12 protein-coding genes are annotated in these 12,761 nt (G+C 54.6%); 5 read left to right on the forward strand and 7 right to left on the reverse strand.

Going from position 1 to position 12,761, the window contains the following annotated elements; all coding sequences use genetic code 11:
* Window positions 1–65 precede the first annotated feature (65 nt).
* On the reverse strand, window positions 66–1,076 hold the full coding sequence (gene yhjD, locus ACSZPU_RS10160) for an inner membrane protein YhjD (RefSeq protein WP_498998183.1): 1,011 nt from the start codon (window positions 1,074–1,076) through the stop codon (window positions 66–68).
* 52 nt (window positions 1,077–1,128) lie between these two features.
* The gene (locus ACSZPU_RS10165) at window positions 1,129–2,028 is read right to left on the reverse strand and encodes a LysR family transcriptional regulator (protein ID WP_498998186.1); all 900 of its coding nucleotides are present in this window, start codon (window positions 2,026–2,028) and stop codon (window positions 1,129–1,131) included.
* Between the two features lie 118 nt (window positions 2,029–2,146).
* Between ACSZPU_RS10165 and ACSZPU_RS10170 the strand changes: the two genes are divergently transcribed.
* Window positions 2,147–2,905 carry an SDR family NAD(P)-dependent oxidoreductase gene (locus tag ACSZPU_RS10170; RefSeq protein ID WP_498998188.1) on the forward strand — a complete coding sequence of 253 codons (759 nt, stop codon included), beginning with the start codon at window positions 2,147–2,149 and terminating at the stop codon, window positions 2,903–2,905.
* Between the two features lie 93 nt (window positions 2,906–2,998).
* Here ACSZPU_RS10170 and ACSZPU_RS10175 read toward each other — a convergent pair whose 3' ends face one another.
* On the reverse strand, window positions 2,999–3,535 hold the full coding sequence (locus ACSZPU_RS10175) for a GNAT family N-acetyltransferase (RefSeq protein ID WP_498998190.1): 537 nt from the start codon (window positions 3,533–3,535) through the stop codon (window positions 2,999–3,001).
* Window positions 3,536–3,686: 151 nt separating this feature from the next.
* Between ACSZPU_RS10175 and ACSZPU_RS10180 the strand changes: the two genes are divergently transcribed.
* Entirely contained in the window at window positions 3,687–5,282 is a 1,596-nt protein-coding gene (locus ACSZPU_RS10180; protein ID WP_498998192.1) for an STY4199 family HEPN domain-containing protein, read from the forward strand.
* Window positions 5,283–5,296: 14 nt separating this feature from the next.
* Here the strand turns inward: ACSZPU_RS10180 and ACSZPU_RS10185 are convergent, their stop codons facing one another.
* The gene (locus ACSZPU_RS10185) at window positions 5,297–6,946 is read right to left on the reverse strand and encodes an alpha,alpha-trehalase (RefSeq protein ID WP_498998194.1); all 1,650 of its coding nucleotides are present in this window, start codon (window positions 6,944–6,946) and stop codon (window positions 5,297–5,299) included.
* Between the two features lie 251 nt (window positions 6,947–7,197).
* Window positions 7,198–8,103 (reverse strand): LysR substrate-binding domain-containing protein, encoded by a 906-nt coding sequence (locus ACSZPU_RS10190; RefSeq protein WP_498998196.1) that lies wholly within the window; start codon window positions 8,101–8,103, stop codon window positions 7,198–7,200.
* Between the two features lie 167 nt (window positions 8,104–8,270).
* Between ACSZPU_RS10190 and ACSZPU_RS10195 the strand changes: the two genes are divergently transcribed.
* Window positions 8,271–9,032 carry a sulfite exporter TauE/SafE family protein gene (locus ACSZPU_RS10195; protein WP_498998198.1) on the forward strand — a complete coding sequence of 254 codons (762 nt, stop codon included), beginning with the start codon at window positions 8,271–8,273 and terminating at the stop codon, window positions 9,030–9,032.
* 82 nt (window positions 9,033–9,114) lie between these two features.
* Complete coding sequence (locus ACSZPU_RS10200; protein WP_498998201.1) at window positions 9,115–9,519, forward strand: GNAT family N-acetyltransferase; 405 nt, start codon at window positions 9,115–9,117, stop codon at window positions 9,517–9,519.
* A gap of 100 nt (window positions 9,520–9,619) precedes the next feature.
* On the opposite strand, the gene aguA is transcribed toward ACSZPU_RS10200, so the two are convergent.
* Window positions 9,620–10,702 (reverse strand): agmatine deiminase, encoded by a 1,083-nt coding sequence (aguA, locus tag ACSZPU_RS10205; RefSeq protein ID WP_498998203.1) that lies wholly within the window; start codon window positions 10,700–10,702, stop codon window positions 9,620–9,622.
* Window positions 10,702–11,589: an N-carbamoylputrescine amidase gene (aguB, locus tag ACSZPU_RS10210; protein WP_498998205.1), complete on the reverse strand. Its 888-nt coding sequence runs from the start codon at window positions 11,587–11,589 to the stop codon at window positions 10,702–10,704. Before aguB ends, aguA begins: the two co-directional genes overlap by 1 nt.
* A gap of 154 nt (window positions 11,590–11,743) precedes the next feature.
* Between aguB and ACSZPU_RS10215 the strand changes: the two genes are divergently transcribed.
* A complete protein-coding gene (locus ACSZPU_RS10215) occupies window positions 11,744–12,640 on the forward strand; it encodes a LysR family transcriptional regulator (RefSeq protein WP_498998207.1) in 897 nt (298 codons plus the stop codon).
* The last annotated feature ends 121 nt before the right edge of the window (window positions 12,641–12,761 follow it).

Consider the following 12,761-nt stretch of genomic DNA (forward strand, 5'->3'; position numbering starts at 1 on the left):
GTTACCGCTTGGTTGTTAATGCTGAAATGATGAATTGGGCTGACATATTCAGCCCAATAGAGGTTTTAGCGATGTGTTTTCCCCGGCATCCGTGGGTCGTCTTTGTATTGCGCGGTGGCGATCCACGCGGCGCAAAACAGTGTCAGCCGGGCGAAGAAGTAGAAGAATGCCATCAGGCCAAGGACGGAGCCGAATGCTGCACCGGAGGGCGATTTCACCAGCGACGGCAGCGTATACGTCATGACGATTTTGATCACCTCAAAGCCAATCGCCGCAATGAATGTTCCGCGAATCAGCGCCTTTTTCCGTGGGCGATGGCGCGGCAGTCGCCAGAAAATCCAGAAGAACAGCAGGTAGTTAGCAAAAATCGAGATCGCCAGGCCAATCAGTCGCCATGCAGGTTTCAGCCACTCAATACTGTCGAGGTAAAGCGCGGAGATAATCATCTGCTGGGCCGAACCGGCAACCGAGGTGATAGAAAGCGTCACAATCAGCGCTACCAGCAGGCCAATCAGCGAAACAAAATCACGGAAATACTTCACCCAGATTTTCTCCTGATCCTGCGGCGTGCGTTCCCACACATCCCGCGACTGGGCGCGTATCGCCTCGCGCAGGTTGCCCATCCAGTTAATCCCGGAGTAGAGCGCAATCGCCAGCCCGACAATCCCGACCGTCGTACGCTGCTGCACGGCGGTGTTGATAGTGCTTTTCAGGGTGGCGGCCAGCGTCGGGTCGCTGACGTTCATCAGGATTTTGTTGAAAATGTCCTGCAGTAGCGTGGGATGCGAGGCCAGTACAAAACCCGCGGCCGCAAACGAGACCATCAGGATGGGGATCATCGACAAAAACGAGAAATAGGTGATGGCCGCGCCAAACTGGTTGCCCATGCGGTCGTTGAAGCGCTCGGTGGCACGTATCAGGTGTGCCACCATCGGACGGCGCTGTACCTTTTGCGCCGCACCGGTCACGGTATCCAACGTCTTGCGCGTTTTGTTCTCTTTTGGGGCTTCCATTTTTCTGACTGGCTCGTATTCAAGGTCCTGGGTTGGACGTTTTTCGCTGTTTTCCGGCGTCATCAGGGCAGTTTTCCTTCTTTTTACTGGCAGTACATAAAATTATAGACGGTGACTAATCCACGTAATCTTTCATTACCCCGGCCAGCCATTCCATGAAGAGGTGCACGCGGCGCGACAGATTACGGCGGTGAGGGTAAATAAGCGAGACCGGCATGGGCTCTGCGCGGTATTGCGGCAGGATCTCTACCAGCTTTTTGCTGCGCAGGGCGTCACGTACCCCGATGCGCGGTACCTGAATAATTCCCAGCCCGGCCAGGCAGGCCGCATGATAGGTGTCAGTGCTGTTGACGGTCAGCACGCCGCCGGTTTTTATCCAGGTGGTTTGCCTGTCGCGCCAGACTTCAAACCCCGGTGGGCGAGAGCCCAGATTGAGGGCGTAATGGACGACGGCGTGAGACGAGAGATCTTCCAGCGTTTCCGGGTAACCAAAACGCGCCAGATAGTCGGGACTGGCGCAGTTGATGATCGACAGCTTGCCCAACTGGCGGGCGATCAGGCCGGAATCTTTCAGCGAACCGACGCGCACCACGCAGTCGAACCCTTCGCGAATAATGTCCACCAGCCGATCGCTGCTGCTCAGCTCCAGTTCAATCCCCGGATATTGCTGCAAAAACGCCGGTAGCCGTGGGATCACCAAATTTTTCGCCACCGCGACCGGCATATCGACCCGCAATCGTCCGCTGATGCTGGACGGGTCATGCAGAAAAAGCCCGTCAAGCTCGTCCATATTGGCGAGCAGATCTTTGGCCCGCTCGTAGTAGACCATCCCATCCTGAGTGAGCTGCACCCGACGCGTTGTACGATAAAGCAGCTGTGTGCCGAGATGGTTTTCCAGCGCCTGAATCTGACGTGAAACACTCCCCTTAGGCAGGCCGAGAGAGTCTGCGGCGCGGGAAAAGCTCTCCAGTTCGGCGACCCGAATGAACAGTTGCATTGCATAAATTTTATCCATCACATGCCCCTATTGTTGTTGCTATTGAAACAGTGAAGCGCATTTCAGCGTCTTTATTGTTTTATCATCAGCTAATAAGCTTTTTCTACACTAAATACCCGACAAAATGAGGTTTCACATGACACAACGTATCGCATTAGTGACCGGCGGCAGCCGTGGACTGGGGAAAAACGCGGCATTGAAGCTGGCAGAGCGCGGAACCGCAATTATCCTGACCTACAACAGCAACCAGCAGGCGGCTGATGACGTTGTGCAGGAAATTGAGCGTAAAGGCGTGAAAGCCGTGGCTTTACGGCTGAACGTCGGCGATGTTGCCAGCTTCGAAGCGTTCGCCCGGGATGTGCAGCAACAGCTAAAAAACGTGTGGAACCGCGACACGTTTGATTGTTTATTGAACAACGCAGGAATCGGCATCACGGTCCCCTTTGCCGAGACCAGCGAAGCGCAGTTTGATGAATTATTGAACATCCATTTTAAAGGGCCGTTCTTCCTGACGCAGCGCCTGCTGCCGCTGCTGGCAGATGGTGGACGCATCCTCAACGTCTCCAGTGGGCTGGCGCGTTTTGCCCTGCCAGGGTATGCCACCTATGGCGCAATGAAAGGGGCGATGGAAGTGCTGACCCGCTATCAGGCCAAAGAGCTGGGCGCGCGTGGGATTTCCGTCAATATTATCGCGCCTGGTGCTATCGAGACCGATTTCCGCGGTGGTGAAGTGCGTGATAACCCGCAAATCAATAAACACATTGCCGGGCAAACCGCGCTGGGCCGCGTGGGCAAGCCGGATGATATTGGCGGCGCGATGGCCGCGCTGCTGAGTGACGACCTGGCGTGGATGAACGCCCAGCGCGTGGAAGTCTCCGGCGGGATGTTCCTGTAATCGAAAATAACGCCCAAAACGCAAAGACTGATTAATGCGGCTGATGTTTAACCTTCCGCCCGGCAGACGATTGTGCTGCCGGGCGGCGGGGTTTTATTGGCTTTCGCGGTACTCGTGGTGCAGCAGGCCAAACAGCCAGTCATTATGCCAGTGACCCGCCAGCCAGAAGGCTTCGCGCAGTTCTCCTTCCTGCACAAACCCCACTTTTTCCAGCAGGTGCTTTGAGGCGTCATTGCCGGACGTTACGGTCGCTACCAGGCGGCGAATCCCTCCTTTGGTAAACGCATAGCGACAGACCGCCTGTAACGACTCCAGCCCATAGCCTTTCCCCTGCGCCTGCGGTGCAAACAAAAAACTGACTTCGGCGCAATCGGCTTCGCGATGGATATAGCCCGTCACTCCAAGTGGCGCCTGGGTGGCGATGTCGCGCACCACAAGACACAGCCAGTGTTCGCTGCCGGGAGACCAGACGGGTAAACGCGCGTCAAAGGCGTCGCGGATGGCCTCCTGTGGACGGTTTTCGGCAACATAGCGCATGACCTGCTGATCCTCTTGCAGTGAGAGGAAAAAAGGCCAATCCTGCGGCGTAATCGGGGGGCAAATAAGCCGGGGCGTGATCAGTGTCGGCATAAAATAGCTCCATCGTTTTTTTCATGTTAAAACCGCTGTCACTGATAATAATCATTAACTGGTCTATGTTTTAACTACCCATAAATAAAGAAAATTTAACGTTTCTTTTTTGATAGTTAATTATTTCTCTGGTTTTACTTAAAGGAAAAGAATGTCCAATAAATCCTCGCAGAACCTGGGGGAACAATTCGAGCAATGCATAGGAATTATTCGTCAGGCGTCGATAGAAATTTTACTGCTGCTAAATGTGCATTTTGATGAAGGGAAGGATCCTCGATGGTTTCTGGAACAACTTGATATTGCACGTCTGAGTCTGGGTGGCTGGGGAGCAGTTGCCAGGCGGCTCAGGCTTAACGATGCTGAGCTAACCCAATTCACGCTGCAACTGCGCCATTTGCAACAGCTGGTGCCGCAGTATGAAAAGGGGCAGAACGTCACAGAGAACCAGCTGATTGTCGCACTGCGCTTCGTGCGCGCGCTGGAACACTTGAAGGCGAAGCAACCGCTGCTGACCTATGCGACCACCCTTAAAGCGGACAGCGACGGGCAGCATCAGGGGTTAAAACAGCTGCGAGCGCTGGAGCTGATGCTCAAGTCGCTGGTGACCAATACCTGGCCGGACGCATTGCGGCTGAGCAACCATCTGAAAACGCGATTTGGCGCAGACTGCGTTCGCCGCTGGCTGAAAATAGGTGAGCGTGATGATGTTCTCAGTGGCATGTTATTTAGCGAACTGGCGCTGTTACTGATTGATAAAAAAGAATTTAGCCAGCATTATGCCCGGCTCTTTAATGACTCACCGGTGTTGAGTCTGTTTCTTGACCCGCGCAAAACGCTGCAAACCTTTCTGGACGATATTCGGCAAATCCGCAGCGCCGTGGTGGCAGGACAGCCGCTAACATCGAACCAGTTGATGCTACTGGAAAGCTATTACCCGCAAATTACCGGGCCAGTTCAGCGAGCATGGGAAGACGGGCGTACACAAATTAATCCCGCCAGCTTGCTGCAAGAAGCGGAAGACGAGTTGGACACATTCTGGGAACAGGCGCGTAAGAAAGACCGCGCGGCGGGAGGTGATGCAATGCAAATTCGCGATGGAATTGAAAGGCCGGAAAAACGTGCTGCGCGTACCCGCGAGCAGCGTGAACAAATACTTTCCAAAGTGCTGTGGGGGGCCGTTGGCGTTGCCGTACTGGTGATTGCGGTTGGGGCATTCTGGTTATTCAGCGGTTCATCTTCTCCGGTATCGGGCTCGATACCCAGTGAAGGGCGCATTATGGTCCCTATCTCACAGGAAAAAGAGAAAGTAACGCCAAAAGAAGAGCTGACACAAATGGGGATCCCCCGCGATGACAGCAACTTCCGCTCCGCTATTGACCGTAACGATACCCGTGTTGTCTCGTTGTTCCTGCGTACCAGCATGAACTGGAAGCTGTCATGGACTGAACAGGCGATGGCGAACAACTACACCGACGTGCTGGATATGCTGCTGCGTTATCAGATGCAGATGGACGAGAACCGACCTTGCCGTCGTTTTATCGAGAACATGACGCATGAGATGTCCGCAGGTGCCAAACTGACGTCGGTGCGCAAAAAGTACCTGCAGGCGTTTTGTACCTCGGATCCGGTGGTAAACAGGCAGCGTTATGAAATGGAACAAGCGCAGCTGCGTTATAAAGCGACGCCGAACGATGACACCCAAAAATGGGCGGATATTCAGACGTCTATTTACAACGTCATCGACTGAGTAAAGGCGGGGAGCTACGGCTCCCCGTATAAGCCAATCAGGCGGCGAACTACGCCGTTGGTCCAGCCAAAGCCATCCTGCAACGGGTATTCACCCCCGCCCCCTTCACGCGGCGTACTGCTGGCGATGTGGTACTTCTCAATCAGCTTGTGGTGGCGCTGGTAGAAATGATTTACCGTGCGCAGCCAGTTATGGGCAATTTCGTCGCCCAGCGCGTCGTTGCCATACAGTTTGAAGCCTTGGATCGCCATCCACTGTAGCGGTGCCCAGCCGTTGGGTTTATCCCACTGTTCACCGGTTTCGTACTCGGTCGCCAGAATCCCGCCGGGCGTCATCAGGCGCGCGCGCGTCGCTTCTGCCAGCTTGTCAGCCTGCTCATGCGTGGCCATGCCCACATACAGCGGCACCAGGCTTGCCGCAGAGAAGAGTGCCATTTCGCCCCGACGCCAGTCGTAGTCGCGATAACAGCCTTTTTCCTCATCCCACAGGAAGCGGTTGACCGCCGCCCGTCTGTCGCTGGCTTTCAGGCGGAACGCCGCCTCCCGCTCCCGGTCGCCTTTTAATCCGGCAATGTTGGCGATGGCGCTTTCCAGTTTGAACAGGAAGGCGTTCAGATCAATAGGAATAAACTGGGTGGTGCGAATACTCGCCAGGCGGGTGGAATCCCGCAGCCAGCGTGATGAATAGTCCCAGCCGGAAGCGGCGCCTGCGCGCAGATCCCGGTAGACATCGTTCGCCGGGCGAGAAGAGTGTTTCGCTGTTTCGACGTCCTCCAGCCACGATTCATCGCGCGGCGTGTCCCTGTCGTCCCAGTAGCGGTTGAGCAGGGAGCCATCGGGCATACGTACCGCATGGCGATAGGCCTGGTTCGGTAGCAGTGATTCCGCACCGTCCATCCAGAAGGCGTACTCCATGAGCAGATGGTCCAGATAGCGACGCGCACCGCGCACACCGTCCTCTTCGAACAGTTCCACCATCAAGGCAAATACCGGCGGCTGGGAACGGCTGAGATAATAGGTACGGTTGCCGTTGGGGATATGGCCGTAGCGTTCAATCATCCACGCAAAGTTATCAGCCATGCATTTCAGCATGTCGTGGCGACCGCTTTCTGCCAGCCCCAGCATGGTGAAATAGGAGTCCCAGTAGTAGGTTTCGCTAAATCGCCCGCCGGGGACGATATAAGCCTGCGGCAAGGCCAGCAGCGAGGACCAAGGAATGTGGTCTTGCGGTTCGCGCGTCAGTACCGGCCAGAGCTGGTCGATATGTTCTTTGAGGGAGCTTTCCGGGTCGGAAACATATTCACTGCCGTAAGTTTCCGGCATCCAGAAATGGGCCTCAACAAACTGACGCAGATCGAAGTCGGGTCTGCGTTTGATTTTGCGATAGCGAATCAAAATATCGAGCGGATCCATCTTGGGCGCGCAGTCAGGGAAGGTTTTGCTATCTGCAAAGATGCGCGAGGACTGAACGTTTTCGAACAGTTCAAGATAACGATCGGCAGGAGTGAGCGCGTCGGATGCGGGCAACCCTTCGATCATTTCCGGTTCCGGCTCCGCCTCGATCATTTCATCCAGTTTTAACTCGCAGGGATCGATTTCGTAGCGGGGTTCTTCTTCGATCCCAAACTCTACGGATTCAGCGCTGTGAAGTTTCTGGTTGAACATAGTGATACTGGCCTCCGGATATCGTCGTAAGAGATTACGGGTGTTTCCCGGCTTATATCTAAGCTTAGACATTCGCTTCGATGTTGGGGGACTAAAGTGTGCGCTCGATCACGCTTAAGCCGGGTTGGCAGAAAAATATCCCGCTATTTTTAACTATATTTCAGTGTGTTAGCGCTATTTCTTCGGCAAGCGTAACGGCGCAATTCAGAACAATCAAAATGCAACAGGGTATGAATAGCCGTCATCACAACTTAGCCTGTCGGCAGGATCCCGCTCACGCCTGCCAGCAGTTGCAGAAAATTCAGCGTGCGTGGGTTGTTTTCGCCTTCTCGCGTCACCAGCGCCATGCACAGTTCTGCGTCATCTTCCGCCAGCGGGACAAATTTCACCCCCCTCGGTTTGAGCTGATCGATAGGCTTCGGTAAGACGGATACACCCACTCCTGCGCCCACCAGGCCGATATGCGTCAACACTTCGGCAGCCTCCTGCACCACATACGGGGTGAAGCCCGATTTTTGGCACATGCGCCTGACTTTATCCGGTACCGAGGCGCCCGCGGTGTCGGGGTAGAAGATAAAGGGCTCGTCTTTCACATCGGTAATGGTCAGCGTTTCGCAGGCGGCTTTCGGGTGATCGTCCGGCAGCACGACGCAGAGCTGATCGCATCTGATCACCCGGATATTCAGGCCGTCACGCACTGTCCCCGGAGTGACGCGCACGTAGCCCACATCGATATCCTCATTCAGCAGGGCGGTGAACTGCTGCTGTGAGTACATTTCACTGAGCGAGACCCGCACCTCGGGGAACTGGCGGCGAAAAGCTTTAAGCGGTTCGCTCAGTTCATCAACCAGCAGTCCGGTGGTGGTAAACCCAATGCGTAATTCGCCGGTCTTGCCCTGCGCGATGGCCCGTAGCTCGCCGGGGAGTTCGCCGCTGATGCGCAGCATCTCCCTGGCCTTGATAACGAAATGCTCGCCCGCTTCCGTGAGGGCGACTTTGCGCCGCGTGCGGTTGAACAGCATCACCCCCAGCTCTTCTTCAATTGCCTGAATCTGTTGCGATAACGGCGGCTGGCCGATGTTGAGTTTTTCCGCCGCACGGGTGAAGTGCAGCTCTTCGGCCACGGCCAGAAAATAGCGAAGATGACGGAATTCCACTTATATCTCCGGATAGATAAATACATCTAAATTTATATATTGGACAGGTATAAACCGCAATCTTACTATGGCCACCAGATTATAAATAAAACCACTCTCAGACCTTTTGCAGGCGACACCCGCGCGTACGGGTGAGCAGGCCTTTACGTTGATACCAGGGAAAACAGATGAGCAGCGAAGTATTGCTATTAATACCGGTCGCGTTTATTGCCGGGATTATTAACGCGGCGGTTGGAGGTGGTGGGTTGATTACCATGCCCACGTTTTATTCCACGCTGCCCCATTTCACTCCTGCCGAAATAATGGGAATCGATAAGTGCTCCTCAGTGATGGGGCACCTGATGTCTATTAAGCAATTCACAGCGCGCCTGCGATTGCCGTGGACATTGATTTTGCCGACCGCGATAAGTGCGGTTATCGGCGCATACACGGGCATAAGTTTGCTAGATTTTATGCCATCAGACTGGATGCGTCCGATAGTGATTGTGGTGCTGGCGATCATGCTGGCGTACACGTGGTTTAAACCGCAGTTTGGTCATAGCGATACCAGCCGGGAGCCCACCAAAGCCGATTTGGCGAAAGGCGTGCTGGTAGGTTTTGCGATTGGCTTTTATGACGGTTTTATCGGCCCGGGTACCGGCAGTTTTCTGCTCATTTTATTTATCCGTTTTTTCCACTTTGATTTTTTACGCGCCACGGCCTGCGCAAAAGTGGTCAATTTCGGCACCAATTTCTCCACGCTGTTCTTTTTAATTCCCAACGGGCTGATTCATTACGATATTGCGATACCGTTAGGCATTTCTGCCATTTGCGGTTCGCTGGTGGGCGTGCGTGTTGCTCTGCGCGGTGGAAATCTGTGGCTTCGTCGTCTGTTTCTGATTCTGGCCGCCACGCTATTGGTAAAGCTGTTGTGGGAGACGCTGCATTAGCGGTGCATCAGGTTATCGAATGATCGGCTGACATCTTTGCGTGTTATCGTCAGCGTTTTCCCGATATTTGCGTGAGACGACAATGGAATTCGCGACGGTTACCCTCGACAACTGCCTTGATATTCGCCACCCGGTTTTGTGGCCGCAGCTTCCCCGTGACGCATCGCGGGTTGAAGGCGACGACGATGCGCTGCATTTTGGCGTGCTGCATGACGGCAAGCTGGTGAGCTGTCTGTCGGTCTTTATGCTGGATGAATCGGTGTGCCAGATTCGCAAGTTCGCGACGCTGGAAGCTTATCAGGGCCAGGGATTCGGCGGCTTTTTGTTTCAGTCGGTGCTGGAAAAAATGGCCGAAGCCGGGGTGCATGACGTGTGCCTGGATGCGCGTATCGGTGCTGTGAATTTCTACAAGAAGTTCGGTTTTCGTCCCGAAGGTGAACACTTCTTCAAAAAAGGGGTGGAGTACGTGCGGATGGCGCGGGGGTAAATTTCACGGCGGTGCGGTGTTTGCCCCTCACCCTGACCCTCTCCCACAAGGAGAGGGGACCGATCGAGCGGACTGCGGGCAGGGGTGAGGGTCTACGGAATTAACGTGGAATCTGCTGCGTAATGCAGTGAATATTGCCACCGCCGAGCAGAATTTCACGTGCCGGAACGCCGGTAATCACAAAATCCGGGAACATCTGGCGGAACAGCACTTCGGCTTGCGCATCGGTCGCCGGGTCCAGCAGCGGGTAAATAATATGGTCGTTGCTGACCAGATAATTCACGTAAGAGCCCGCCAGACGGTTGCCTTCGGTACGCTCAATCGCTGTCCCTTTCTCGACATCACAGGTCTCTTCCGCGCTGGCATACAGCGGTTGTGGTGACGGTACTTTCCAGACTTTCAGCTTACGACCACGTGCATCCGTGGTGTTTTCCAGGATGTTCAAGGCCGCAACGGAACGGGCATACTGCGGATCGTTCTCGTCGTCAGTCCAGTGCAACGCCACTTCACCGGGGCGGACAAAACAGCACATGTTGTCGATGTGCCCGTCGGTCTCGTCGTTAAATACCCCTTCCGGCAGCCAGATAAAGGTATCAACACCCAGATACGCGCGCAACTGCTGCTCAATCTCTTCCTGCGACAGATGCGGGTTGCGGTTCGGGTTGAGCAGACACTCTGCGGTGGTCATCAGCGTGCCTTCACCATCCACATGAATGGAGCCACCTTCCAGAATCAGGTCGGTGTTGTAGCACGGCATCTGGTGATACTGCGCCACCTGGCCTGCCACAAGCTGGTCTTTATCCCAGCTCTCATACAGGCCGCCCAGCAAACCACCCCAGGCGTTAAACGTCCAGCTCACGGCACGAATCTCGCCCGCCGCATTCCGAACCACGGTTGGGCCGGTGTCGCGCATCCAGGCATCGTCGCTTTCCATCTCAACCAGCGTCACGCTGGCTGGCATGGTTTTACGCGCTTTGTCCATTTCGGCACGCGGCACCGCCATGATGACCGGCGTCTTGCGAGAAATGGCCTCAGCCACGGCGGCGAACGCCTGCTGAGCGGGCGCACCGTTGGCGCGCCAGTTGTCCGTACGATAAGGCCAGCACATCCAGACAGCCTGATGCGGCGCCCATTCTGCAGGCATGGCGAAACCATCCTGACGCGGAGTGGTAAGCAGAGACATTATTTACTCCTCTCGCTACCGTCGGAGGTGGCGATGGTGCCGTACATATTCGGACGACGGTCACGGAACAGGCCCCAGGAGGCACGTTGTGCCGCAATAGCATCCAGATCGAAAGTGTGAACCAGCACAGTTTCGTCGGTTTTGTTGGCCTGTGCGACTAGCTCACCGGTCTGATCGGCGATGAACGAAGAACCGTAGAAGGTCATTTCCAGGCCTTCGATGTATTTACTGGCTTCGGTACCGATACGGTTAGAGGCGATAACTGGCACCAGGTTTGCTGCAGCGTGACCCTGCTGAACGCGGGTCCAGTGTGGCTGGCTGTCGATGTCCGGGTACGCCGGTTCAGAGCCAATCGCGGTCGGGTAGAAAATAATTTCTGCGCCGTTCAGTGCCAGGCAACGTGCAGTTTCCGGGAACCACTGATCCCAGCAAATGCCCACGCCGATTTTGGCGTAGCGGGTGTTCCACACTTTGAAGCCGGTATCACCCGGGATGAAGAACTGTTTTTCCTGATAGGCCGGGCCGTTTGGAATGTGTGTTTTACGGTAGGTTTCCAGCACGCTGCCATCAGCGTCAATCATCACCAGGGAGTTATAGTAGGCGTTGTTGTGCTTCTCAAACAGACTCAGCGGCAGAACCACTTCCAGCTCTTTTGCCAGCGCAGAGAAGTGCTTGATAAGCGGGCTGGTGGCAACTTCTTGCGCCAGCGCATAGTGCTCCGGGCTCTGATCGATGCAGAAGTAAGGGGCAGCGAACAGCTCCTGAATCAGGATAACCTGCGCGCCTTTGCTGTGTGCATCACGCACCAGGCGTTCAGCGTTGGCAACGTTCTTATCGAGGTCCCAGGTACAGGCCATTTGGGTAGCGGCAATCGTTACATTTCTCATGAGCTTCTCCGTAAAGCAGCAATTAAATCGTTCTGAGTCACAAACACTGCGGACAGCATGCAGCATTTATTTTGCGTAAGGATGACTATAGCAATGTCTGATGTTATGCATAAAATGTATTGTTTGCATGAAACCATGAACAGGATGCATAGTCGTGATTGACCTCAATTTGCTGCGTCTCGTCCCCATTCTGGCGAGAGAGAAAAACGTCACCCGGGCGGCGCGTAAAGCTAACATCACCCAGTCGGCGTTCAGTCATGCGCTCAATCGCCTGCGGGAACAGCTTAACGATGAGATGTTTGTTCGCACCCGTAATGGCATGGAACCCACGCCATATGCCGCGTCGATGATCCCGGTGATAGAAAATGCGCTGAGCAAGCTGGATTCAGCAACGCGGGGGAAGGGAAACTTCGACCCGAGCAGAGATCCGCATACCTTCTATATTGGCGCGGTGGATTACTTCGAATTTATGTATATGCCTGCGTTAACGGCAAAATTTAAGGCAACTGCACCGAACGTGCGGTTATCTGTCGATATTCTTTCCGAAACCATTAAATTCGAGCGCGTGGAGCGTGGGCAACTGGATGCCTTTATTGGCGTAAATAACCTGCAATACATCCCGCAGTATTTTAATAAGCACCCGCTGATTTCCGACCATTATGTGGCAATTGCCTCGGTTGAGCGCACCGACTTGCCCGAGCAATTGACGCTCAAACACCTGGTGACCGAAGCACAAATCCACCTTCCGGCAGTGAGTTCCGGCGCGGACCATATTGATAGTTGGCTGCTGGAGCAGCATCTTTATCGCCCGTTGACCACCGTGGTGCAGAGCTACGCCGTCGGAGGCCGCGTGGCTGTGGCATCGGGGTATTTGATGTGTGTACCGTATCGCATTGCCAAAGAATTAGCAGCGATGATGCCGCTGCGCATTATGGATTTGCCCGACGGCGCGCCATCTTATGACTTAATCCTGTTAACGCATCGCTTATTTGATTATCAGTCTGCATTGCAGTGGCTGATTGGGGAATTGAAGGGAATAACAGTCGACTGAACGATGTCTGTTGACTGGGAAGGAACCATACTTCCGCAACGATAAGGGAAGGTGCGATTTAATCGGTGGGGTTCAGTGGAGTCCTTAGCTGTATTAGCCTTACCTTAGCTGAGCTGTATTA

Source organism: Phytobacter sp. V69 (genome assembly GCF_965644215.1).
Taxonomy (GTDB): domain Bacteria; phylum Pseudomonadota; class Gammaproteobacteria; order Enterobacterales; family Enterobacteriaceae; genus Phytobacter.